Source organism: Caldicellulosiruptoraceae bacterium PP1 (assembly GCA_041320695.1).
GTDB lineage: Bacteria > Bacillota > Thermoanaerobacteria > Caldicellulosiruptorales > Caldicellulosiruptoraceae > JBGGOQ01.
The window spans coordinates 19,323-43,779 of the sequence record JBGGOQ010000006.1; the positions used below are offsets into that span (position 1 = coordinate 19,323).

24 protein-coding genes are annotated in these 24,457 nt (G+C 29.8%); all 24 read left to right on the forward strand.

Annotated elements, in window-relative coordinates; translation table 11 throughout:
• Window positions 1-45 precede the first annotated feature (45 nt).
• The 24 genes from ACAG39_08775 (at window position 46) to ACAG39_08890 (ending at window position 24,428) form a co-directional block, all read left to right on the forward strand.
• On the forward strand, window positions 46-222 hold the full coding sequence (locus ACAG39_08775; protein ID MEZ0537329.1) for a small, acid-soluble spore protein, alpha/beta type: 177 nt from the start codon (window positions 46-48) through the stop codon (window positions 220-222).
• A 91-nt stretch (window positions 223-313) separates the two neighbouring features.
• Window positions 314-1,294 (forward strand): GPR endopeptidase, encoded by a 981-nt coding sequence (gpr, locus tag ACAG39_08780; protein ID MEZ0537330.1) that lies wholly within the window; start codon window positions 314-316, stop codon window positions 1,292-1,294.
• A gap of 61 nt (window positions 1,295-1,355) precedes the next feature.
• A complete protein-coding gene (gene spoIIP, locus ACAG39_08785; GenBank protein MEZ0537331.1) occupies window positions 1,356-2,498 on the forward strand; it encodes a stage II sporulation protein P in 1,143 nt (380 codons plus the stop codon).
• Window position 2,499: 1 nt separating this feature from the next.
• Complete coding sequence (locus tag ACAG39_08790) at window positions 2,500-2,805, forward strand: hypothetical protein (protein MEZ0537332.1); 306 nt, start codon at window positions 2,500-2,502, stop codon at window positions 2,803-2,805.
• 54 nt (window positions 2,806-2,859) lie between these two features.
• Window positions 2,860-3,420 carry a hypothetical protein gene (locus tag ACAG39_08795; GenBank protein ID MEZ0537333.1) on the forward strand — a complete coding sequence of 187 codons (561 nt, stop codon included), beginning with the start codon at window positions 2,860-2,862 and terminating at the stop codon, window positions 3,418-3,420.
• A 39-nt stretch (window positions 3,421-3,459) separates the two neighbouring features.
• Window positions 3,460-4,338 (forward strand): site-specific tyrosine recombinase XerD, encoded by an 879-nt coding sequence (gene xerD, locus ACAG39_08800; GenBank protein ID MEZ0537334.1) that lies wholly within the window; start codon window positions 3,460-3,462, stop codon window positions 4,336-4,338.
• 94 nt (window positions 4,339-4,432) lie between these two features.
• On the forward strand, window positions 4,433-5,776 hold the full coding sequence (locus tag ACAG39_08805) for a MurT ligase domain-containing protein (protein ID MEZ0537335.1): 1,344 nt from the start codon (window positions 4,433-4,435) through the stop codon (window positions 5,774-5,776).
• A 13-nt stretch (window positions 5,777-5,789) separates the two neighbouring features.
• On the forward strand, window positions 5,790-6,542 hold the full coding sequence (locus ACAG39_08810) for a type 1 glutamine amidotransferase (protein ID MEZ0537336.1): 753 nt from the start codon (window positions 5,790-5,792) through the stop codon (window positions 6,540-6,542).
• Window positions 6,543-6,752: 210 nt separating this feature from the next.
• On the forward strand, window positions 6,753-7,817 hold the full coding sequence (locus ACAG39_08815; protein MEZ0537337.1) for a BMP family protein: 1,065 nt from the start codon (window positions 6,753-6,755) through the stop codon (window positions 7,815-7,817).
• A gap of 62 nt (window positions 7,818-7,879) precedes the next feature.
• Window positions 7,880-8,614 (forward strand): S-methyl-5'-thioadenosine phosphorylase, encoded by a 735-nt coding sequence (gene mtnP, locus ACAG39_08820; GenBank protein ID MEZ0537338.1) that lies wholly within the window; start codon window positions 7,880-7,882, stop codon window positions 8,612-8,614.
• 17 nt (window positions 8,615-8,631) lie between these two features.
• The gene (locus ACAG39_08825; GenBank protein ID MEZ0537339.1) at window positions 8,632-10,149 is read left to right on the forward strand and encodes an ABC transporter ATP-binding protein; all 1,518 of its coding nucleotides are present in this window, start codon (window positions 8,632-8,634) and stop codon (window positions 10,147-10,149) included.
• 15 nt (window positions 10,150-10,164) lie between these two features.
• Window positions 10,165-11,217: an ABC transporter permease gene (locus ACAG39_08830; protein MEZ0537340.1), complete on the forward strand. Its 1,053-nt coding sequence runs from the start codon at window positions 10,165-10,167 to the stop codon at window positions 11,215-11,217.
• A 13-nt stretch (window positions 11,218-11,230) separates the two neighbouring features.
• The gene (locus ACAG39_08835; protein MEZ0537341.1) at window positions 11,231-12,160 is read left to right on the forward strand and encodes an ABC transporter permease; all 930 of its coding nucleotides are present in this window, start codon (window positions 11,231-11,233) and stop codon (window positions 12,158-12,160) included.
• An 11-nt stretch (window positions 12,161-12,171) separates the two neighbouring features.
• Window positions 12,172-12,906 (forward strand): GntR family transcriptional regulator, encoded by a 735-nt coding sequence (locus ACAG39_08840; GenBank protein MEZ0537342.1) that lies wholly within the window; start codon window positions 12,172-12,174, stop codon window positions 12,904-12,906.
• A gap of 1 nt (window position 12,907) precedes the next feature.
• Window positions 12,908-13,315 carry a cytidine deaminase gene (locus tag ACAG39_08845; protein ID MEZ0537343.1) on the forward strand — a complete coding sequence of 136 codons (408 nt, stop codon included), beginning with the start codon at window positions 12,908-12,910 and terminating at the stop codon, window positions 13,313-13,315.
• A gap of 26 nt (window positions 13,316-13,341) precedes the next feature.
• On the forward strand, window positions 13,342-13,509 hold the full coding sequence (locus ACAG39_08850) for a XapX domain-containing protein (GenBank protein MEZ0537344.1): 168 nt from the start codon (window positions 13,342-13,344) through the stop codon (window positions 13,507-13,509).
• A gap of 17 nt (window positions 13,510-13,526) precedes the next feature.
• Window positions 13,527-14,852, forward strand: a complete 1,326-nt coding sequence (locus ACAG39_08855) for a pyrimidine-nucleoside phosphorylase (protein MEZ0537345.1) — start codon at window positions 13,527-13,529, stop codon at window positions 14,850-14,852.
• A gap of 16 nt (window positions 14,853-14,868) precedes the next feature.
• Window positions 14,869-15,540 carry a deoxyribose-phosphate aldolase gene (gene deoC, locus ACAG39_08860; protein MEZ0537346.1) on the forward strand — a complete coding sequence of 224 codons (672 nt, stop codon included), beginning with the start codon at window positions 14,869-14,871 and terminating at the stop codon, window positions 15,538-15,540.
• Window positions 15,540-16,709 carry a phosphopentomutase gene (locus ACAG39_08865; GenBank protein ID MEZ0537347.1) on the forward strand — a complete coding sequence of 390 codons (1,170 nt, stop codon included), beginning with the start codon at window positions 15,540-15,542 and terminating at the stop codon, window positions 16,707-16,709. The genes deoC and ACAG39_08865 overlap by 1 nt, the downstream gene beginning before the upstream one ends.
• Before the next feature lie 18 nt (window positions 16,710-16,727).
• Window positions 16,728-17,543: a purine-nucleoside phosphorylase gene (locus tag ACAG39_08870; GenBank protein ID MEZ0537348.1), complete on the forward strand. Its 816-nt coding sequence runs from the start codon at window positions 16,728-16,730 to the stop codon at window positions 17,541-17,543.
• A 266-nt stretch (window positions 17,544-17,809) separates the two neighbouring features.
• The gene (gene tnpB, locus ACAG39_08875; GenBank protein ID MEZ0537349.1) at window positions 17,810-18,880 is read left to right on the forward strand and encodes an IS200/IS605 family element RNA-guided endonuclease TnpB; all 1,071 of its coding nucleotides are present in this window, start codon (window positions 17,810-17,812) and stop codon (window positions 18,878-18,880) included.
• Between the two features lie 84 nt (window positions 18,881-18,964).
• Window positions 18,965-19,717: an AAA family ATPase gene (locus ACAG39_08880; protein MEZ0537350.1), complete on the forward strand. Its 753-nt coding sequence runs from the start codon at window positions 18,965-18,967 to the stop codon at window positions 19,715-19,717.
• Window positions 19,718-20,481: 764 nt separating this feature from the next.
• Window positions 20,482-21,492 carry a LacI family DNA-binding transcriptional regulator gene (locus tag ACAG39_08885; GenBank protein MEZ0537351.1) on the forward strand — a complete coding sequence of 337 codons (1,011 nt, stop codon included), beginning with the start codon at window positions 20,482-20,484 and terminating at the stop codon, window positions 21,490-21,492.
• A 119-nt stretch (window positions 21,493-21,611) separates the two neighbouring features.
• The gene (locus ACAG39_08890; GenBank protein MEZ0537352.1) at window positions 21,612-24,428 is read left to right on the forward strand and encodes a beta-galactosidase; all 2,817 of its coding nucleotides are present in this window, start codon (window positions 21,612-21,614) and stop codon (window positions 24,426-24,428) included.
• The last annotated feature ends 29 nt before the right edge of the window (window positions 24,429-24,457 follow it).

A 24,457-nucleotide genomic window follows, 5' to 3' on the forward strand; every position in this document is an offset into this window, starting at 1 on the left:
ATATATAATGCGGGATATAAAATTACCGCAAAGGGGGTTATTGATTTGTCTAGAAAAAGTATCATGTCAGAGGAACTAAAAATGGAGATAGCTAAAGAATTGGGTGTATATGATACAGTAGCCAAATATGGTTGGGGAGAAGTAAAAGCTAAAGACTGCGGGAATATTGTTAGAAAAGCTATCGAGATTGCCGAAAGGTCTCTGCATGATAAACAACAATAACCCCGTATAAACTACCCCTTCTACAACTTTGTAGAAGGGGTTTAAAATACCAATTGAGTTTATAGAAAAAAAGAAAAGAAAGGTGATTTAAGTGTTTAAAATACGAACTGATCTTGCATTAGAAACAAGAGAAATGGTTCAAAAAGGGATTGGTAGAGAAATAGAAGGGGTCATAGTAGAGGAAAGAAAAGATTTTGATGAAAAAATAAAAATTACTAAAGTGTTGATTCAATCGGTAAAAGGTGAGGCTGTACTCCAAAAACCCATGGGAAGTTATATTACAATTGAATCTGAAGGACTTAGAGAAGAAGATTTTGAAATTCATGAGCAGACATCAAAGTTACTGGCAAATGAGCTTGAAAACCTTATGCATCTTTCTGAAAAAAGTTCAATATTAGTAGTTGGACTAGGTAATTGGAATATAACACCAGATTCATTGGGGCCAAAAGTAGTTTCAAAAGTCTTAGTTACAAGACACTTATTTGAATATGTTCCTGATAAGGTTTCAAGAGGTATTAGATCTGTATGTGCAATTTCACCTGGTGTGCTTGGTACAACAGGTATTGAGACAAGTGAAATAATAAAAGGAATAGTTGAAAAAGTAAAACCTGATATTATAATTGCAATTGATGCATTAGCTTCAAGAAGGTTAGAAAGAATATCAACTGCAATACAAATTGCAGATACAGGAATAAATCCCGGTTCAGGTATTGGTAACGAAAGGAAGGCAATTAATAAGGAAACAATAGGAGTTCCTGTTGTAGCAATTGGTGTTCCAATGGTTGTTGATGCAGCTATAATTGCAAATGATGCTATTGATTTGTTAATAGAAAATATGAAAAAAGAAGCTGATAAAAATTCGCCACTTTATTCTATGTTAGAAAACCTACCTGATCAGGATAGATACAATCTAATAAAAGAGGTTATAGCTCCATACTATGGGAACCTTTTTGTAACTCCAAAAGATATTGATAGGATTATTGACAATATATCTACAGTTATAGCTGACGGAATAAATATGGCAATCCATCCAGAAGTTAAGGAAAACGATCAATATAGATATGTAAATTAAAGAATAAAACCCTCTGCTAAAGAATAAAAATTTAAAGAAAACAAAAGCAGGGGGTTTTACAATGATAAAAACAGTAACATTAAGATACCTCTTCAAAAAATTATTACTTTTTTTATTAATATTAATAATTGGAATTAGTTTGTTATTTCAAGTAAAATATTTTGGTAAAGTTGAAATTTCAAAAAATGAAAATAATATGATTGAATGGTTAATATCACTTACTACACCTATTTTTAAAGGTGATAAAAATATAAAAACAATATTAAATATGAGAAACTTAATTGCAATAAATTATCCTTTACTAGTAGTGAAAGGTGAAACTAATATTAATTTTGATCTTAGCAAAGATGATGATACAATTGTAATATTAAGTTACGACGAAACAAAAAATACTGTGTATAAAGAAATTTATGAGGATCAGAACATGCCTATTGAAATAGATTCAAAGAAAAAAAATACTGGTAATTTTGATTATAAGAAAATAGAATTTATGAATCAGACAAAAAAGAAGATAGATATAGAAAGCCTAATAAAGAATGCTAATAAACTAGATTTTACTACTAAACCATCAATTTTAATATATCATACTCATACAACAGAAAGTTATAGACCGTCAAAGACTTACAATTATACCTCAATAGATAAATATGGCCACACATTAGATAATAATTTTAATGTTGTTAGGGTAGGTGAACAACTTTCAAAACTTCTCTCAAATAAATATGGATATAAAGTGTACCATAGCAAAGATGTAAATGACTATCCAGAATATAAAGGTTCATATACAAGATCATTAGAAGTATTAGAAAAATATAAAAAAAACCATCCTGATATTAAGGTATTTTTGGATATACATAGAGATGGCTATACAACAATTGATAAGACTAATTTTCAATTTATTAAGACAATAAATGAAAAAAAGGCTGCAAAAGTGATGTTAGTTGTTGGAACAGATGAACTAGGATTATATCATCCTAGTTGGCGACAAAATCTTTTTTTTGCAATAAACCTTCAAAGGAATTTACATACAGTTTGTCCTGGTATTGAAAGGCCAATAAATATTGCTGTTGCAAGATATAATCAACATATTTCACCTGCCTCATTAATTATAGAAATAGGTAGTAATGGGAATACTTTAGATGAGGCTTTATTTTCGTGTAATTTTATAGCTGAAGCTCTTGATAAAACAATAAGGGGTAGATAGCTTGTCAAGAATGGAAAGATTATTAAAAAGAAAAAAGCAAATGAGAATAATTATTGCAATAATTTTATTACTATTATTTTTATGCTTTGTAGCATTTATAATAATTGAGCAGTACAAGATTTCAAGACTTCCTAAAGATAATTTTTTATTAAAAATAATTGAGACTAATGATAAATATTTAATTAAGCTTTTAAATGGGAAGTTTATTTTGAGTATTAATAAATCTATTTATAACTTTGTATATTCTAAGATTTCGTATATATACTTCAAAATTAAAGGAATATATATTAAATATGCATATGAATAATATTCAAATTATAAACATATTATATCTTATGAAAACATTAATAAAGTGATTGTTATGAAATATAGAATAAAATACTACTTTTTATTTTTAATTTTCTGTTATTTTGTTGGTATAATACTTTCAATAAATATATTTCTTTCTCTTTCACAAAATAGTAAGGAAACAATATTAAATAGCATTAAAAACTCATTTGATATTATAAAAAATGGAAATAATAATATAAATGATATTGTTATTTTTTCAATTTTTTCTACGATACTTTTGATTACGCCAGTTTTATTAAGCTACATGAATAAATATTTGCAAATTGCTAATATTATTGTAATAATATACAAAGGTTATATCTTCGGTTTTACAACCTTTTGTATATTTTACCTTTATAAATTAAAAGCTTTAATGTTTTTTATAACATATATTTTACTAAAAGAATTGATTATTTTAATAATTTTAGTTATACTTATTTTAAATTCATTTTCCATTTATTTTATAAAAGAAAAAATGTATAAAAAATCAGATTTTCAGAATAAACTAATTTTTTCATTATTTGTTTCTCTTATTTTTATTATAACTATTATATTTGATAAATATATTGGTTTTTATTCAAGTAATTTTTAATGTTTGGCAATGATTTGTGTAAAGGAGATTTAGTATAAAATGCAAGATGTATTAACCCAATTTGTTGATTATCTTGAGAATAAGCAAAAATTTACCCAAAATACTATTTTATCATACCAAAGAGATATAAAAAAATACATAGAGTTTCTTAACAAGCTAAATTTAAAGCTTGAAGAAACTAATCAAGCTACACTTTTGGCTTATATGTTTCATATGCAAAAAAATGGGAAAGCTAATAGCACTATAGCACGAACCATTGTATCGCTAAAGGTTTTTTATGATTTCTTAAAACTCTCAAACATTATTGATATAGGAAAAATCAATATTGAAGCACCTAAATTAGAGCGAAATCTACCACAAACATTAACAAAAGAAGAGGTTGAGCTTCTATTATCACTTCCTAAAGATGATGACTTAAAAGGTATAAGAGATAAAGCAATGTTAGAGCTATTATATGCTTCAGGCATCCGCGTAAGTGAACTTATAAGTATAAACATAGATGACGTGAGCTTAAACCATGGATATGTTATTTGTAGAACCAAGAAAAGAGACAGAATTGTCCCTATTGGTAGTTACGCAGTAAATGCCATATCAAAATACCTAACAGATTCTCGTCCATATATACTCAAAGATCTAAATGAGAAAGCTTTATTTCTGAATTTCAATGGTAAAAGAATGACAAGACAAGGTTTTTGGAAAATAATCAAGCTTTATGCAAATCAGGCTGGCATAGAAAAAGATATTACGCCACATATGCTTAGACATTCATTTGCAACACATTTAATAGAAAATGGTGCTGATGTAAGAGCAGTTCAAGAAATGTTGGGTCATGCAGATATTTCAACAACACAAGTATACTTGCAGGTTGCAAAGCTAAGAATAAAAGAGGTCTATAAAAAGACTCATCCAAGAGCATAATTAGGGAGATTTATTCTCCCTTTTCTTTTGACTTTTATTAAATTTATTTGTATTATTTTTATGTTAATCTTTTTTTAAGGAGTGCTTTTTTATTATGAGACTTAAGATGTATTTTGCAATTTTTGTAGGGAAAGTTATTAGCTTTATTTTAAGAAGGATTTTGAAGAAAAGTGCATCAAGTATTCCAGGAATGATAGCATATAGAATTTGTCCTGAACTTCTTGAGGAGCTTAATAATAGATGTAAAATAAAAATAATTATTAGTGGAACAAATGGTAAAACCACTACAAATAATCTAATAAATAATATATTAAGGGAAAAATACGATGTTATTTCTAATTTAAAAGGCTCAAATATGGCTGGTGGACTTATAAGCAGTTTCCTAAATTACACAAAAAAGAGCTATGATGTTGGTTGCTTTGAGGTTGATGAAGGATCATTACCAAGAATAAGAAAATATATTAAGCCAGATTTCTTTATTACAACAAATATTTTTAGAGACCAATTAGATAGATATGGAGAATTAGACAAAGTAAAAGATCTTATTTTAAGTTCAATTCCAAAAGATTGTAAAGCAATAATTAATGCAGATGACCCTAATTTAGCTTGTTTTAGCCAAGCGAAATATATATATTTTTATACTGTTTCTGAAAATAATCTAAGTAAAACTACAAATTTATCTTTAGATTCACGTTTCTGTCCTATTTGCAATACCCAGTTAATATATTATTTTTACAATATTGGTCACTTGGGAAAATATAGATGCTCAAATTGCGGTTTTGAAAACCCTAAACAGAGTTTTGAAATAACAAACATTAAATATCAAGATAATAGATTTGTATTTGATTTTGAAGATAAAATTAATAGAACTACTATTCAGGATTTAAGCTTTAATATGAACGGTTTATATAATCTTTATAATGTAGCAGCAGCAATTAGTGTTACAAAGCTACTTGGTATAGATGATGATATAATAAAAAATAAAATAGAATCATTTAATAATCGCCTGGGTAGAATGGAAGAGCTAAACTACAAAGGTAAAAAGGTTATTATTTCACTTGTTAAAAATCCTATAGGAATTACAGAGACATTAAAAATAATTACTTATGATAATTCATTAAAAAACATACTATTTATATTAAACGATAATGGAGCAGATGGTAAAGATGTTTCATGGATTTGGGATGCAGATTTTGATATACTTTCTGAAGCAAAGAATATAAAAAAGCTATTCTTTAGTGGAAAAAGGAAAGAAGATATGCAACTTAGAGTTTATTATAGTGATACAAAATGTAAAAACTTTAATTTAATAGATTATAGAGAACAAATTGAAAATGTATTAGAAGATGATGTTGAAACAGTTTATATTCTTCCAACTTATACTGCATTATTTGATTTGAAAAATGTTGTTGATTCATATATAAAGAAAAATTCATAAGTAGGTGTTTAATATGAATGAAAATTACAAATTGAAAATAATAAATATGTATCCTGAGGTTCTAAATCTTTATGGTGATAAAGGAAATATAATTGCTCTTAAAAGAAGATGCGAAAAATTAGGCATTAATTATGAATTAGTTGATTTTAATATGGACTCTGATGTTAAAATACTTGAGGAAGGAGATATCATTTTACTTGGTGGAGCATCTGATAGAGAGCAAAACATACTCTATGAAAAGATGCTAAGTCTTAAGGATTTGTTAAAAGATCTTATAGAAAGCGGAGTTGGCCTTTTAGCTGTATGTGGTGGATATCAATTGCTTGGAAAGGCATATATTGATGCAAAAGGCAATCAAATTAAAGGCCTTGAAATATTTGATTTTTATACAAGAGCTGAAAAAGGTAGACTAATAGGTAATGTTATAATAAAAAATACTTTAGGATTAATACCAGAAACTGTTGTTGGTTATGAAAACCATGGTGGTAGGACATATCATGATATGACTCCATTAGGAGAAGTAATAGTAGGATTTGGTAATAACGGAAAGGATAAAAAAGAAGGCCTTGTTTATAAAAATTTAATTGGAACATATTTACATGGTCCAATACTTCCTAAAAACCCTCATATTGCTGACTTTTTAATAAAAAATTCATTAAAAAGAAAATATCCTAATTATAATGATAAAATTTTATCTAGTATTGATGATTCTATAGAATTATTAGCACATAAAAAGGTTATTGAACTATATAGCTCTTCAAAATGATATTCATTAATAAAAATAAAAAAAATTAAATGAGGCAACAAATGTAATTTTGTTAGCCTCATTTTTTGTGTATAATTTTATGAGATATTTATATATTACAAAAGTATAAATATTCCTATTGAAATTTTTATATAAAAGTTATAAAATTATATTGTTTGATGTCAGAGGTTAGACATCTGACAAAAAATATTGTAGTAGGAGGCATTTTGTATGAAGAAAAGTTTACTAAAGATTATTGGTATCATTTTAATTTTTGCAACGTTATTTTCACTTGCAGCTTGCAAGAAAAAAACAACAAATCAAGAGGAAGGAAGTAAGGTTCCAAAAACCACTGAAAAACAAACTGCTCCAGAATTCAAAGTTGGTTTAGTTACTGACGTAGGCGGTGTAAATGATAAAGGTTTTAACCAACTTGCTTATGAAGGAATGAAAAGGGCAGAGAAAGAACTTGGTGTTAAAACTACATTAATTCAATCAAAACAAATGACAGACTATGTTCCAAACTTATCAAAACTTGCTGAGCAAAAATATGACCTTGTAATTGCTGTTGGGTTTTTGATGCATGATGCAGTTGTAGAAGTTGCGGGGAAATATCCTAATACAAAATTCTTAATTATTGACTCTGATATTACTGATAAATCAAATGTTACTTCAGCTATGTTTAAAACAGAACAATGTGGTTACCTTGCAGGAATTGCTTCAGCAGAACTTGAAAAAGCTAAATTTGGTAAAACAACTGGAAAGAATGTTTTTGGCGTTGTTGGAGGAATGAAAATACCACCTGTTGACACATTTATAGCTGGCTACAAAGCCGCTGTATTATCAGAAATTCCAAATGCAAAAGTAATTATTAAATATACAGGTAAATTTGATGATCCTGCAACAGGTAAACAAGTTGCATTATCTGAAATATCTGATGGTGCTGATTTTGTTTTCCAAGTTGCTGGACAAACTGGTCTTGGTGTTATTAAAGCAGCTGAAGAAAAAGGTGTTTATGCAATAGGTGTAGATGCTGATCAAAACTATGTATCACCAAAGACTGTTATAACTTCTGCGGTAAAGAAGGTTGATGTTGCAACATATACAGTTATAAAAGACACAAAGGAAGGGAACTTTAAGAGCGGTATAGTTTACTTTGATCTTTCAAATGATGGTGTTGGACTTGCACCGTTTATGGAAGGTGTTCCAAAAGAAGTAGTTGATAAAGTAAATAGTGTTGCAGAAGATATTAAAGCAGGAAAAATCACAATTCCAACAGAAGTTAAAGAGAAGTAAAAAGACAGGGCCTGCTGATAAAACAGCAGGCTTCTTTAAGATTTTGAAAGGAAGTGTTATTGTTGATAGGGATAATTGGAGGTTCTGGCTTTTATTCTTTTTTAAATGAATATAAAGAAATTGAAATTGAAACACCTTACGGGAAACCAAGTGATAAAATTGCATTATCTGAAATAGATGATGTGGAAGTAGCCTTTATTCCAAGACATGGGAAGAATCATACTTTTCCACCACATTTAGTTCCATACAAAGCAAATTTATATGCTTTTAAGATGCTAAATATTGATACTGTTTTAACAACTACTGCATGTGGAAGTCTAAGAAAAGATTATCAACCGGGTGATTTTGTTGTTGTTGACCAATTTGTTGATAGAACATGGGGACGAGATGATACATTTTTCGGGATAGGTAATGTAAAACATACTTCAATGGCAAACCCATATGATGAGCACTTGAGAGAGATAGCAATTGATGTTTTAAAATACTTGGGTTATAGATTCCATGAAAAAGGAACATGTGTAGTAATACAAGGTCCAAGATTTTCAACAAAAGCAGAGAGCAAATGGTTTTCAGAATCAGGATTTGATGTTATTGGAATGACACAATATCCTGAAGTAGCTTTAGCAAATGAATTAGGCTTAAGATACCTAAATATAACACTTGTTACTGATTATGATGCAGGGCTTGAAGATGATCCTAATATTCTTCCAGTTTCACATGAAGAGGTATTAAAGGTTTTTTCTGATAATGTTGAGAAGTTAAAGAAGGTTATTAAAGAAATAATAAAAAGACTATAAAGGAATGGGTGAGAGAAATGGCTAACATTCTTGAAGTTAAAGGTATTACTAAAAGGTTTGGAAGTGTTGTTGCTAATAACAATGTAAACCTTGAAGTAAAACAAGGTGAGGTTCATGCAATATTAGGTGAAAATGGTGCTGGTAAATCTACACTGATGAATATTATCTACGGACTTTATGCTCCAGACAGTGGAGAGGTTTATTTTGATGGTCAACCACTTAAGGTAAAAGGACCGCATGAAGCAATAGAAAAAGGAATAGGAATGGTTCATCAGCACTTTATGTTAATTCCTGTATTTACAGTTACAGAAAATATTGTATTAGGTGCTGAGCCAAAAGGTGTTAAATTTAAAGCAGAGGAAGCTGAAAAAAAGATAATTGAGATATCAAAGAAATATAATCTCGAAATTGATCCAAAGGTAAAAGTTGGAGATCTAAGTGTTGGTATGCAACAAAGGGTTGAGATACTAAAGGCATTTTATAGAGATGCAAAGTTCTTAATTCTTGATGAACCAACTGCTATGCTTACTCCACAAGAAACAAGAGAACTTTTTAAGATTATAAATAATCTAAAAGAACAAGGACTTTCAGTGTTATTTATAAGTCATAAGCTTGATGAGGTAATGGAAATTTCAGATAGGGTTACAGTAATGAGAAGAGGACAAACTGTCCAAACTCTAAATACTAAGGATACAAATGAACAAGAACTTGCTAACCTGATGGTTGGAAGAGAGGTTAAATTGGTTGTTGACAAAAAAGATGCTAAGGTTGGGGATGTTATATTAAATGTATCTAAAATAAATGTAAAACTAAAAAATGGTATAGAAAAAGTAAAAGATGTATCTTTTGAAGTAAGACGTGGAGAGATACTAGGCATTGCAGGTGTTGATGGGAATGGGCAATCAGAACTTATTGAAGCCATAATGGGTCTTATCCCATCAGAAGGCAATATTAAATTTAAAGGTGAGGATATATCAAAGCTTTCAACAAAACAAAGATATGAAAGAGGGATTGGTTATATTCCACCAGATAGGCAGTTGGATGGACTTGTATTAAGCTTTACATTATCTGAAAATATTGTTCTAAAAACATATTACAAAAAACCTTACTCAAACAATGGATTTTTAAACTACAAAAAGATAAATTCAGATTCTGATGAACTAATAAAACAATTTGATGTTCGCCCACCAGATTATAAACTTTTTGCTAAGAATTTATCGGGTGGAAATCAACAGAAGGTTATATTAGCAAGAGAGATATCTCAAAATCCTGATTTACTTATAGCAGTTCAACCAACAAGAGGTATGGATGTTGGAGCTATTGAATTTATTCATAAAAAACTAATTGAACTTCGTGATCAAGGAAAAGCTGTAATATTAGTTTCACTTGAACTAGAGGAGATAATGGCATTATCAGATAGAATTGCTGTTATGTATTCAGGAAAAATAATGGATACATTAGATGCTAAAAAAGCAACACGTGAAGATATTGGTCTTTTAATGACTGGAACTTCACTAAAATCTAAAGCAATGTAAATCGGAGGGGAAAATATGAAAAAGTTATTAGAAGGTGCTATAAGACCTATTTTAGCTATAATTATTGCAGTTTTAGTAGGTGGAATTGTAATTGTTGCAACAACAGGTCAGAATCCATTTTATGCATATTATTCACTTTTAGTTGGTGCATTTGGAAGTTCAATGAATATTGCAACAACGCTTACAAATGCTATACCATTGATAATTACAGGGCTTGGCATTGCGATAGCCTTCTCAGCAGGTTTATTCAACATAGGTGCTGAAGGGCAATACTGGATAGGTGCTATTGTAGCAACTTATATCGGTTATAGTGTAAAAGGGCTTCCTGGATACCTACATATTCCACTTATCATTGTTTTAGCAATGCTTGCAGGTGCACTTTGGGGTGGACTTGTTCCAGGTCTTGCAAAGGTCTACACAGGTGCTCATGAAGTTATTACAACAATGATGATGAGCTATGTAGCTATTTACTTAAGCCATTTTCTTTTAGAAGATGGTCCAATGATGGACAAAGGTGTGATTCCGCAGTCACCAATAATAAATGAAAGTGCAAAATTATCAAGACTTATTGAAAACTCTCAGCTTTCATCAGGTTTATTTATTGCAATAATTGCCGTCATAATTGTTTACATTCTTATGTATAAGACAACGCTTGGATTTGAAATGAGATCAGTCGGTTTTAATCAAAGAGCATCAAAATATGCAGGAATGAATGTAGCAACAAAACTTGTTACATCACTTGGTTTATCAGGTGCATTTGCTGCACTAGCAGGTGCTGTTCAAATAATGGGCGTTCAACATAGATTATATGATAGTTTTACATCAGGATATGGATATACAGCTATTGTTGTAGCATTACTTGCTAATAATAACCCAATAGGTGTTGTAATTGCTTCAATATTCTTAGCTGGACTATCAACAGGTGCACAAGAAATGCAAATGAGGACAAACATTTCTGGCCAGCTAACAGATGTTGTTGTAGGTCTTATTATATTCTTTATAGCAATAGAAGAACTTTATAAGATTGTTATAGATAGAATACAAAAAAAGAAACAGAAAATGGCTTAGGGGGTAATAAATTATGGATTTTTTAAGTATTTTTGCAAACCCATATCTCTGGGCTTCAACAATAGCAATGGCAACACCTTTGGCATTACCTGCAATTGGTGGTACTTTTTCAGAACGTTCAGGTGTTGTTAATATATCAATGGAAGGAATTATGCTCATTTCAGCATTTTCATCAGCTGCTTTTGCAGGATACTTCCATAACGCATGGTTAGGGCTTTTGATGGGTGTTTTAAGTGGAATGCTTATTTCGGCTATATTTGCATGGGCAGCAGCAAGAATGTATGCAAACCAAGTTGTTTTAGGAATGGCTTTCAATATTTTTGCATCTGGTATTACTGCATATTTGTTTAATGCAATATATGGACCTACTGGAACACCTTCAGATACTCCCAAAATTCCAGATATAAATATACCTATTATAGATTCAATACCATTTATAGGTAAAATACTAAGTGGCCAAAACGCAATAGTATATATAATGTTCATTCTAATAATCTTAGCACAATGGTTTTTATTTAAAACAACATTAGGTTTAAGAATAAGAGCTGTTGGTGAAAATCCTGAAGCTGCTGAAACAGCAGGAATAAATGTTGTAAGAATGAAATATATAGGCGTTATCTTGGGTGGTGCTTTTTCAGCGTTAGGCGGAGCATACCTTGCGATAGGTGTTTTAAACAGTTTTTCGCCAGAGATGTCATCAGGTAGAGGTTATATTGCATTAGCTGCTATGATTTTTGGTAAGTGGACTCCAGTAGGTTCATTTTTAGCAGCAATACTTTTTGGTTTTGCAACAGCATTGAGTTACAGCTTACAAAACTTTGCAATATCAAAAAATCTAATTATGATGTTACCTTATATTGTAACAATATTAGCCTTAGTGGGTATTGGTGGTAAAAGCGTTGCACCAGCGGCAGATGGAGTTCCTTATAGACCCAAAAAGTAAAGGGGGCATAAATTTTGAATTTTCCTCATTCAACATACCCTCCAAGGTATGAGATTGTATTAGAAAAGATAAAGAAATTTATTGAGAACGATATATATAAAGAGGGGGATAAGCTCCCCTCTGAAATTGAACTATCAAGACAGTTAGGTGTAAGTAGAGCAACACTAAGAGAAGCACTGAGAATTTTAGAGGATGAAGGATATATAATAAGAAGGCATGGAATAGGCACATTTATAGCTCCAAAGCCTATATTAAAAACTGGTATGGAGGAGCTAATAAGTATTACCACCATAATTGAAAAACAAGGCCTTAAAGCTGGTACAAAAGATATTGTTATTTCGAAGGGACTACCGAATGAAAAAGAAGCCTTTATGTTAAAACTTAAACCCAATGAAGAAATAATAAAAGTTGAAAGAGTTAGACTTGCTGATAATCAACCAATTGTCTACTGTCTTGATAGACTACCAGCTAAATTATTTACAAAAGGGTTTAACTTTAATATAGAATCATTATTCAAGTACTTAAATGATGTTTTAGGTATTTATATTTCATATGCTGTATCAGATATTGTTCCTATGAAGGCAGAAACTAATAACATTTATAGAAAACTTAATATAGATAAAAATGATGTACTACTTTTGTTAGACCAGTTACACTTTGATACAAACGATAATCCTATACTGTATTCTTCTAATTATTTTTCACCTAAGAAATTCAGATTTTTTATTGTAAGGAAGAGGATTTAAGATGGAGATAATAAATAGAGTAGATGAAAATCTTCAAAAATTAATTGATAAAGCTTTTGAATCAAAAAATAAAGCTTATGCTAAATATTCAAAATTTCATGTTGGTGCAAGCGTAGAAACTGATGATGGAGTTATCTTTGGTGGATGCAATATAGAAAATGCATCATATGGGCTTACAATTTGTGCAGAAAGAGTAGCACTTTTTAAGGCTTATTCAGAAGGCAAAACAAATATAAAGACATTTGTTGTAGTAGGTGATACTGAAGAACCCATATCACCTTGTGGAGCGTGTAGGCAAGTAATATCAGAACTTGCACCAAATTCTACAATATATCTTGTAAATAAAGATAAAACAAAGATTATTAAAACAAATTCAAAAGAATTGTTACCATATAATTTTGAATTATAAATTTAAAGAAAGGGGTATTTTAAGAAGTGAAGATGGTATTACTTTCATTAATAGCTGGTTTAGTAGTTGGAGCAATTTTTAAGATTTTTAAATTACCTGTCCCAGCTCCAAATGCTTTATCAGGTGTTGCTGGTATTTTAGGGATATACTTAGGAGCAACATTAATTGAACAAGTAGTTAAACTTATTAAATAAATTTTGAGGTGTTTTAAATGTTAGTTACTGAAATAATACGTAAAAAACGCGATGGTGAAACACTTACAGAAAAAGAGCTAAGTTTTTTAATAAATGGATATATTAATAATAGTATACCTGATTATCAGATATCAGCTTTTTTGATGGCAGTATTCTTTAAGGGTATGACAAAAGAAGAAACAGCAAATCTTACAATGCTTATGGCAAAATCAGGCAAGATGATAGACTTAAGTGCAATTGAAGGTATAAAAGTAGATAAACACTCATCAGGTGGAATAGCAGATACTACAAGTTTAGTTCTTATACCTTTAGCTGCCTCAGTTGGTGTTAAGGTTGCCAAAATGTCCGGAAGGGGATTAGGACATACTGGTGGAACAATTGATAAACTTGAGTCAATACCAGGCTTTAAAACAGAGCTTACTATAGAAGAATTTATACAAAATGTTAATGAGATTGGTGCAGCAATTACTGGGCAATCAAGTGAGCTTGTACCTGCTGACAAAAAGATTTATGCACTAAGAGATGTAACAGCTACAGTAGATTCTATACCATTGATTGCAAGTAGTATTATGAGCAAAAAAATTGCAGCAGGGTCTGATAAGATTATCTTGGATGTAAAATTTGGGAAAGGTGCATTTATGAAAGAATATGAAAAGGCATTAGAACTTGCAAAACTAATGGTGGAAATTGGCGAATTAGCAGGTAGAGAAACAGTAGCTTATGTTACTGATATGAACCAACCACTTGGGCTTGCTATAGGTAACTCACTTGAAATAATAGAAGCTATTGAAACACTAAAAGGAAGAGGAAGTCAAGACTTAGTTGATATATGTCTTGAGTTTGGCTCTGAAATGATGATTTTATCAAATGTTGAAACTGATAAAGAAAAAGCAAAAGAAAAGTTACAAGAAAGTATAAATAGTGGAAAAGCCCAATATATGTTTAGAAAGATTATTGAAAACCAACATGGCGATCCAAGGGTTGTTGAAGATTATTCTTTATTACCACAAGCAAAACTAAAGTATGAGTTTATTGCTCAAGATAACGTTTATATAAAGGATATAGATGCACTAAGATTAGGGATAACTTCTCTTAAGCTTGGTGCAGGAAGACAAACAAAAGAAGATATAATTGATTTATCAGTTGGTATCATGCTAAAAGGAAAAATTGGTAGCCACTTTAAAAAAGGTGAGGTTATTGCTGAAATTTTTGCAAATGATGAAAATAAATTACATGAGGCTATTAATGAAACCAAAGAATCGATAATTTTGACAAATGAATTTGTTGAAAAGAAAAAGGTAATATATGCTAAGGTAACCAAAAATGAAGTTAAAGAATTTTAAAATGGAGTGATTATAAATGACAAGGGATGAAATAGCAAGATATATTGATCATACAATTTTAAAATCAAGTGCTACAATCAAAGATATTAAAAAGCTTTGTGATGAGGCAAAGAAATATAATTTTGCAGCTGTTTGTGTTAATCCATGCTATGTAAGCTACTGTAAAGAGCAGCTAAAGAACACCCAAGTAAAGGTTGCAACAGTGGTTGGGTTTCCTTTGGGTGCAAATAAAACTGAAATAAAGGTTTTTGAAACAAGACAAGCTTTACTTGATGGTGCTGATGAAATTGATATGGTTATAAATATAGGTGCTATGATTGAAGGAAGCTACGAATATGTAGAAAAGGAAATTGAAGAGATAGTAAAGGTTACACGTGAATATGGCGAGGACAAAATAGTTAAGGTTATCATAGAAACATCTGAGCTAACCGATGAGCAGAAAAAAATTGCATGCGAGATATCAAAAAAGTCTGGTGCTCATTTTGTAAAAACATCAACAGGTTTTTCAAAATGGGGTGCTAAGGCAGAGGATGTAAATTTTATGAAAGAAACTGTTGGTGAGAAGGTTAAGGTTAAGGCATCTGGTGGAATCAAAACATATGAAGATGCTATAAAAATGATTGAAGCAGGAGCTGATAGAATAGGGACAAGCAATGGTGTGGCTATTGTTGAAGGGGCTGAAGGTTAATGAGAACTATATTAATTGTTCTCGATAGTGTGGGTGTTGGTGAATTAGAAGATGCATATCTTTATGGTGACGAAGGCAGCAACACTTTAGCTAACACTGCGAAAGCTGTTGGTGGACTTGAACTTAAAAATCTATATAAATTGGGTATTGGAAATATAACAGAGATTTTAGGTACACCCAAAAATCCAAATGCAATTGGTGTATTTGGAAAGAGTAAAGAAAAATCAAAAGGAAAAGATACAACAACAGGGCATTGGGAAATAAGTGGGATTATACTTGAAGAACCTTTTAAAACATATCCTAATGGATTTCCTCAGGACTTAATTTCTGAGTATGAAAAGAGAATTGGTAGAAAAGTTCTTGGTAACAAAGTTGCATCTGGGACTGAAATAATAAAAGAGCTTGGAGAAGAGCATTTAAAAACAGGATATCCAATAGTTTATACATCAGCTGACTCGGTTTTTCAGATAGCTGCACACGAAAAGGTAATACCACTTGATGAGCTTTATAAATTTTGTGAGATTGCACGAGAGATATTGGTAGGTAAATGGGCTGTAGCAAGGGTTATAGCAAGACCATTTGTTGGCAATAACAAAGAGGATTTTAAAAGGACATATAACCGAAAAGACTTCTCTATGGCTCCTTTTGGTATAACAATGCTTGATTTAATTTCTAAAAAAGGGTTTGATGTAGTAGGTGTAGGGAAGATATATGATATCTTTGCTGGTAAAGGAATTACAAAAAGTTTTCATACAGAAGGAAATATGGACGGTGTTGATAAAACACTAATTGCAATGGACGAAGTTGAAAATGGGCTTATTTTTACAAACCTTGTTGATTATGATATGTTATATGGACATAGAAATGACCCACAAGGCTATGCAAAAGCACTTTTGGATTTTGATAATAGACTTCCTGAGATTATTGATAAATTTAAAGATGATGATATCTTAATAATTACTGCTGACCATGGATGCGACCCCACAACCGAAAGCACAGATCATTCAAGAGAGCATATACCAATTTTAGTGTATGGTAATAAAATAAAAAAAGGATATAATTTAGGTGTTAGAGAAACATTTTCTGATATAGGTGCAACAATTTGCGAATATCTAAATTGTGGTCAATTAAAAAATGGAGCAAGCTTTTTAAAAGAAATTCTATTATAAGTTTTGAGGTGTTTTAGTATGAGTATTGAGAAGGTTAAAGAATCGGTTGAGTATTTAAAAGATAAAATTCCTTTTGTTCCTGATGTAGCTATTGTTCTAGGAAGTGGACTTGGAGATTTTGTTTCAGCTGTTTCTGACAAGGTTGTAATACCATATAAAGATATCCCCAACTTTCCTGTATCTACTGTGAAAGGTCATCAAGGTAATTTAGTTTTTGGGACAATAAAAGATAAAAAGGTTGTTTTGTTCCAAGGGCGTGTTCATCTATATGAAGGATACAGTATTTATGATGTTGTTTTTGGAATAAGAACAATAGGCCTTTTAGGTGTTAAAAATTTAATTGTTACAAATGCCGCAGGTGGAATAAACACAGGATTTGTTCCTGGCGATTTAATGGTAATCAAAGACCATCTTAATTTATCTGGTGAAAATCCTGCAATTGGTGAAGAATTTAGTGAGTTTGGCAATAGGTTTTTTGACATGACATATGCTTATGATAGGGAATTGATTGATATTATAAAAGATGTTTATAAAAAGAATGGCATTGATTATAGAGAAGGCGTTTATGCCTTTTTAAAAGGGCCATCGTATGAAACACCATCCGAAATTAAGATGCTTAGAATTATGGGTGCTGATGCAGTTGGTATGTCAACAGTTCCTGAGGTTATTGCAGCAAGACAAATGGGTATTAGAGTATGCGGTATATCTTGTATAACAAATATGGCAGCAGGTATTTTAGATAGAAAGCTAACTCATCAAGAGGTAATTGAAGTATCTAATATGGTGAAAGAAAAGTTTACTAAACTTGTAAGTGATATAATTGAATTGATGTAAATTAAATTTGAGGCTATCCAAAAAGACCATGGATAGCCTTTTTTAATAATGCAAGATAATTTGAGTAACACATTTATAGACAAACAAAATTACAAAGAATATAATTTTATTAAAAGTATTTAAAAATTTGGTGATTACACATGAAGAAAATTCCAATTGGTATAAGTGATTTTAACCTAAAATACGATAGAAGTCGCCCACTTCTATAAGTGGGTGATGAATGTCGCTTTATTTGATATAATAAATATATGGAAGGAGGTGTAAACTTGCTAAAAGCATATAAATACAGGATATATCCAACAAAAGAACAGCAGGAATATTTATCAAAAGTATTTGGTTGTGTGAGGTTTATATATAATAAAATGTTACATGATAAGAAAGAACATTACAAACAAACAGGAGAAATGCTAAACAATACACCTGCTAAATATAAAAAAGGTTATCCTTTTCTAAAAGAAGTAGATAGTCTTGCACTTGCCAATGCACAGCTAAATTTAGAAAAAGCATATAACAACTTTTTTAGGGACAAGAATATAGGTTTTCCGAAGTACAAAAAGAAAAAAGGTTATCAATCCTACACAACAAATAATCAAAATGGAACAGTATCTCTTGAAAATGGTTATCTTAAAGTTCCAAAGCTAAAAACAACAATAAAGGTAAAAGAGCATAGAACATTTGAAGGAAAAATAAAATCAGCAACAATAACAAAAACACCAACAGGTAAATACTATGCATCAATACTTGTAGAAACAGAAGTTGAAAAACTTCCTAATACAGATAAGAAAATAGGTATAGACTTAGGATTAAAGGATTTTTTAGCATTATCAGATGGAACAAAGATAGAAAATCCAAAATGGCTTAGAAAAACAGAAAAAAGAATAAAGAAGGTACAAAGGGATTTATCAAGAAAGCAAAAGGGTAGCAAAAACTATGAAAAAACAAGGCTAAAACTTGCAAAACTACACGAAAAAATATTAAATCAAAGAAAAGACTTTCTTCATAAAGTATCCTCTAGAGTTATAAACGAAAAACAAGTTATAGTTTTAGAGGACTTGAAGGTGAAGAATATGAGGCAAAACAAACATTTAGCAAAAGCAATAAGTGAAGTATCATGGGCAGAGTTTAGAAGAATGTTAGAGTATAAAGCAAATTTGTATGGAAGGAATATAATAATAGCACCACAAAAATATGCATCAAGTCAAAAATGTAGTGAATGTGGATATAAAAATGTAGATGTAAAGAATTTAGCATTAAGGGAATGGAAATGCCCAAATTGTGGTGCTATACATGATAGAGATGTAAATGCAGCAAAGAACTTACTAAAATTAGCCATGTAGATGGTAAAACTGGGGAAGGAACAGCCCTTAGAGCGTGGGTAATCTGGTAAGGTAGCTTACCTTGACCACGAAGCCACCACCTCTATAGGTGGGGGTAGTTCACTTGATGAGTATGATGTTCCAATTCAGCAAGGATATTTATCTAGTTACTATGATAAAGTCATTGAATTTATGAGAAATTTTTTTAGCTCAAGCCTTAAAGATAATCAATATCTTGAAAAGGCTGTAATAACAGGAATATTAAGAATTGCAAAAGAAAGTATATTTTCAGGCCTTAACAATTTGAAAGTATGTTCTATACTAAATAATCAATACAGCTCTTATTTTGGATTCTTAGAAAATGAAATAATTCAATTATTAGAATATTACAATATAGAACATAAAGCTGATGATATAAAAAAGTGGTATAATGGGTATTCTTTTGGTGATAAAGTTATTTATAATCCATGGTCAATCTTAAATTTTATTGATAATAATGATTTAGGATTTTGTCCTTACTGGGTAAATACAGCTGAAGAAACAATTATTAAAAATATTTTAGCCAGAAGTGATAAAGAGCTTAAAAATGATTTAGAAAGTTTATTAACTGGGCAAGAATTGAAAAAACCCATTAATGAAAATATAGTAATGGGTGATATTGAAAAAAATACAATTAATATTTGGAGTTTTTTATTGTTTAGTGGTTATCTTAAATTTGAAAATAAAGATATAGTAAATGGGAGAATTTTTTGTAGCTTAAAAATTCCTAATGAAGAGGTAAAAATATTATACCAAGATGTTATTCTATCATGGTTTACTGATAATATTAATTTTGAAAGATTTAATCTGCAAAAGTAGAGTTGAATTAATAATTATTTTGAAAATTACTATTTTGATGAAGAAATTATTGAGGATAAAATAATGTATAATTATAAACAAAAAAAGTTGTAGCAAACAGAAGTACAGTATTTCATTTAATAAAATTATTGAATTATATTGACGAGATTATTTCAGAGTTAAATTTAAAATATAATAATTAGAAAAATATCATAAATTAAATATTTGATGAATCAAATATATGACAGTTACATCTATTAATGATTCGTCTGTTTTACTGTCCCTTGTTTTAGCTATTTCAAAATGATACTTGTAATTCTACCTAATATCCTTGTAATTATTTTTTACATCTTTATATTATATTGACTTATCAATAATTCTATCTTCGTTTATTCATACACACATAGATACTTAAATCTTTTCCTAATTATGTTATTATAATACACCATAACCTTAAAACTCTAGTAAGTTTTTTCATTTCAATAAATATAATACATAAGATTGTAACTATAGTTTTGGCTATTTTTTCATATTTTTTTTGCTTTGTTACATTTAATTATATAATAAAATAATAAAATTGTTCATATCACTTAAAAAAAATATAGTTGACAAATAAAAATTGTGTAGTATAATAAAATTGAAATGGGTTGCAAAGATAAATCTTTGTTAGAAATACGCAATAGTAATTTAAACAAGCCTTAATAATTTCTTAAAAGCATATTTTGAATGTTAAAAATAATGAATATGATAAAATAATCCAAGAAAATGAGGATGTGGCTATAACAATGAAAAGAGTAACCATATATGATATAGCAAAAGAAGCAAAAGTCTCTCCAAGTATGGTATCAAGAGTAATAAATAACAGTGGGTCAGTTAAAAAAGAAAAAGCAGAAAAAATATTGCAAATAGCTCAAAAATACAATTACGTTCCTAATATTCTTGCTCGAAGTTTAACAAAGAAAAAAAGCAAAACTATCGGTATTATACTACCAGATATAAGCAACCCGTTCTTTCTACAGATATACAGAGAAGCCGAGAAAAGAGCTTTAGAGAAAGGTTACAATATAATATTGGGTAATTCGTTTAGCAAGTATGAAATAGAATCTGTCTATTTGAGATCCTTAGTAGAAAAACAAGTAGATGGGATAATATTCTTGGGTGGCAGGATCAATGATTGCAAATTGAAAGATAAATATATAGAAGAGATGATAGCTATTAAAAATAAGGTGCCTATAGCAACAGTAAATAGTATTTATGAAGAAATAACAACTACAAATATCATAACAGATGAGGAAAAGGGTTTTCGACAACTTATGGAGTTTATCTGTAAAAGAGGATTTAAGAAAGTAGGAATTATATTAGGAGACCAAGGTGTTAGCTCAACAGAATCTAAGAAAGAATATTTTTTGAAATACGTGGATGAATATCATCTTGATACTGATGAGAAATGGATAATTTATAGTGGGTTCTCGATAAAGGCAGGGGAAGAAGGAGTAAAGAAGCTATTGAAAGCAGATAACCTGCCAGAAGTTTTGATGTGTATAAATGATATAGTTGCAATAGGAGCAATAAGGGAATTATATTTGCATGGTTTAAAGGTTCCAGAAAATATAAAAGTCACTGGCTTTGATGATATAGAATTGGCACAAACTTTTATTCCTTCTTTAACCACTGTTAATCAAAATTATTCAGTTATTGGAAAACTACTTATAGATGTTTTGACAATAAAAGAAGAGAACAAAGACAAAAAAGTAGTGGTTAAGACTGAAGTTAAAGTAAGAGAATCTTGTAGTTAAAAAAAACAAAAAAAAAAACATAAAAACAAAATATTTTTAAAATAAAAATAAAGCACAAATATACCCTTTTATTATTCTAAGCTAAAACAAAAAAATTGTCAAATCCTAAGAGAGAGGTGATGATAAAAAAACATTATCCATTTTCAATGGCAGCAATGCTTTATAATAACTATGACAGGGGGAGAAATATGAAAGCAGAAAAGATTATGCTAACAAAAGATGGAATAAAAATAGGAGATAATTACAAAATCCTACTTTGTTCATCGCTATTTTATTTTAGAATTCCTGAAGAAGAATGGGAAGATAGAATAAAAAAGATTAAATTAGCAGGATATAATTGTTTGGATGTTTATTTTCCATGGAATTACCATGAAGTAGAAGAGGGAAAATGGATCTTTGATGGCAACAGGGACGTAGTAAAGTTTCTAAATATTGTTAAAGAGAATGAAATGTATGTTGTAGCAAGACCAGGGCCATATATATGTTCAGAATGGGATTTAGGTGGATTACCAGCTTATTTGTTGTCTAAAAGAGATATTAGTCTGAGAGAGGTAAATGATGTTTTTTTGAGATATGTGGGAAAATGGTATGAAAAGATAATACCAATAATAAGTAAATATCAAATAACAGAAGGTGGGCCAATAATTGCAATTCAAGTAGAAAATGAATTGGACTTTTACAATTGTTCTGATAAAAAGAATTATCTAAGTAAATTGGTTGATTTTATCAAAAAATATGATATAGATGTTCCTTTAATTGCATGTGTAGGACAAGGTGATGTTGAGGGAGCAACAGGGTTATTAGATAGTTTGGTGTCTACATTCAATTTCTATCCTGATATTAAAGACTCTACAATTGAGAATAAGCTATATTACTATTTAGATTTAATGCAGAGAAAAAATCTCCCATTTTTAATTACTGAAACGGGGAGAGAGCACTTTTTACTAAAGCGTCTTTTGGCCAGTGGTGCAAAATTAATAGGTGCTTATAACCAAGTGGGCGGAACTAATTTTGAGTTTTACAATGCAATAAATAATTGGGGGAATCCTCTCTCTTTAATAGCATGTGATTATGATTTTAATTCTCTTGTATCAGCATTTGGAGAAATCAATGAGAAAGAATTTCTTGAAGCAAGACTACTTAGTAAATTGATAAATTCCTTAAATGATTTAATAACCACCTCTACAATAGAAGATAACAATGATATTTTTGTAGAAAGTGTAAATGGAAGTATTTGTCCAGTTTCAAAAATAATGAATTTAAGTGATTATGGTAAAATGGTCTCCTTAGTCAATATTGCTCAAGATGAAGCAAATATAAAAATCAATATTGATAAAGATGTCTTTCCAAGAAGCACCAATCTTAAAGTGAAGTCTTTACAGTGTAAATATGTGTTTATCAATTTGGATTTAAAAAAATGGGATATAAATGGTGAAATTTTATTTTCGTCGGCTGAACCATGTTTTATTGGCAATAAAAGTGAGGAATTTTTAATGGTTTTTCACACCGATGATGAGGCAGAAATAATATTTAAATTAGACAGTGTAAGTAGAGTGGAAGGTGATATTGATAGCCTGGATGAAATAATATTTAAGTTTACCAAGGATGATGTTGAAAAATCAGCAACTATATTTTTAAAAAATGGGAAAAAACTAAAGATAATTGGTCTAAATAGCAATGTAGCTGCTAAAATTGAAAAAATTGATAAGGATCTTATGTATTTAAATAATTTTGGTAATAATTATATAAAACAAAAGAGCCGTGCAGTCAGCTGCAGATCAAATATAATTGATAGACTAGAAGAAATAGAATATGGCGTAGAAAAATTCAAAGGTCAAAGGGCAATGTTTTTAGAAAATGTAGGAATATATAAAGGTTGTGCTTGGTATAAGCTAAGGTATGAAATGAAGAACAAAAAGAAGATAAAAGGGCTTGCCATGAGCAATGCAAGTGATATTTTATCAATTTATATAAATGAGGATTATATTGGAACATTTTTGAACGATGGTGAATGTATTTTTTTAGATAAAGTCTTAAATATTGAAGAAAAAGAAATTGAGGTTTTAGTAAAAGCAGAGATATGGGGACATTGTAATTTTGATGATAATAGGAAAAATTCACTTAAAATTTGCTCTCTAAAAGGGCTTAATAATGCTTCATTAATATTTGATATTAGTGATATTACAGATAACTGGTATTTGTTTAAAGAAGGGAATCACAAAACTCCACCTATATTTACTAATTTTGGGATAAGACAAACAACTAAAAAGCAATTTGAAGATCATTATTATAAGAAGATCTTTATAAGTAAAGAAGCAGAAAATTGCTATCTTTGGTTTAAAGGATTTGAATGTAATGGCGAATTGTTTATTAACCAAAAACCTATCTGTAAAGTTGACAAGTATCACCAAATGTTTGATGTGAGTGAATACATAGAAAGAGGAAGTTTCAATGAGGTAAAAGTAGTTGTTACAAAGGATTATTTTGATGACAAAAGTGGAAAAGTTTATCTATTAGAAGGTATTTCAAGTAAGGAATGTGCCATTTTATATTCAGAACCAACAAAACTATATGAACTTGCAAAGAAAAGCAAAGATACAGCTGACAAGATCACCTTGCCCATTATTATGAAAAGCAAACATTCTTTAATTCTTCGTCTTGAAATGGATACTAACATTGACTACACAAAAGTCAAAGCATTATTCAAAGGCAAGAACCTTAAAATAACAGCAATAAGTAAAGAACAAGTTATAGGAAGAATATGGCTTGAAGAGAAAAAAAACATATCAATTTTTAGAGGTGGTAATCCTGATATTTTATATTTGCCTAAAAATTTACTTCAAGCTGCTAATAATGAATTAATATTATACTTAGAACCAACAAAAATAGATGATAATTCTATTTTAGAAGAGATTGAGATGATTTATATGGAATAATATGTAATGGTATTTATCGTAAACTCAAT

Excerpts from the sequence above, each read along its gene's own strand:
- ACAG39_08865 (MEZ0537347.1), top strand. The coding sequence starts at position 15,540 with ATGAGAACTATATTAATTGTTCTCGATAGTGTGGGTGTTGGTGAATTA.
- ACAG39_08885 (MEZ0537351.1), top strand. The coding sequence starts at position 20,482 with ATGAAAAGAGTAACCATATATGATATAGCAAAAGAAGCAAAAGTCTCT.
- xerD (MEZ0537334.1), top strand. The coding sequence starts at position 3,460 with ATGCAAGATGTATTAACCCAATTTGTTGATTATCTTGAGAATAAGCAA.
- ACAG39_08845 (MEZ0537343.1), top strand. The coding sequence starts at position 12,908 with ATGGAGATAATAAATAGAGTAGATGAAAATCTTCAAAAATTAATTGAT.
- ACAG39_08890 (MEZ0537352.1), top strand. The coding sequence starts at position 21,612 with ATGATAAAAAAACATTATCCATTTTCAATGGCAGCAATGCTTTATAAT.
- spoIIP (MEZ0537331.1), top strand. The coding sequence starts at position 1,356 with ATGATAAAAACAGTAACATTAAGATACCTCTTCAAAAAATTATTACTT.
- ACAG39_08830 (MEZ0537340.1), top strand. The coding sequence starts at position 10,165 with ATGAAAAAGTTATTAGAAGGTGCTATAAGACCTATTTTAGCTATAATT.
- ACAG39_08815 (MEZ0537337.1), top strand. The coding sequence starts at position 6,753 with ATGAAGAAAAGTTTACTAAAGATTATTGGTATCATTTTAATTTTTGCA.
- ACAG39_08835 (MEZ0537341.1), top strand. The coding sequence starts at position 11,231 with ATGGATTTTTTAAGTATTTTTGCAAACCCATATCTCTGGGCTTCAACA.
- deoC (MEZ0537346.1), top strand. The coding sequence starts at position 14,869 with ATGACAAGGGATGAAATAGCAAGATATATTGATCATACAATTTTAAAA.
- ACAG39_08825 (MEZ0537339.1), top strand. The coding sequence starts at position 8,632 with ATGGCTAACATTCTTGAAGTTAAAGGTATTACTAAAAGGTTTGGAAGT.
- ACAG39_08870 (MEZ0537348.1), top strand. The coding sequence starts at position 16,728 with ATGAGTATTGAGAAGGTTAAAGAATCGGTTGAGTATTTAAAAGATAAA.
- ACAG39_08855 (MEZ0537345.1), top strand. The coding sequence starts at position 13,527 with ATGTTAGTTACTGAAATAATACGTAAAAAACGCGATGGTGAAACACTT.
- ACAG39_08805 (MEZ0537335.1), top strand. The coding sequence starts at position 4,433 with ATGAGACTTAAGATGTATTTTGCAATTTTTGTAGGGAAAGTTATTAGC.
- ACAG39_08810 (MEZ0537336.1), top strand. The coding sequence starts at position 5,790 with ATGAATGAAAATTACAAATTGAAAATAATAAATATGTATCCTGAGGTT.
- ACAG39_08795 (MEZ0537333.1), top strand. The coding sequence starts at position 2,860 with ATGAAATATAGAATAAAATACTACTTTTTATTTTTAATTTTCTGTTAT.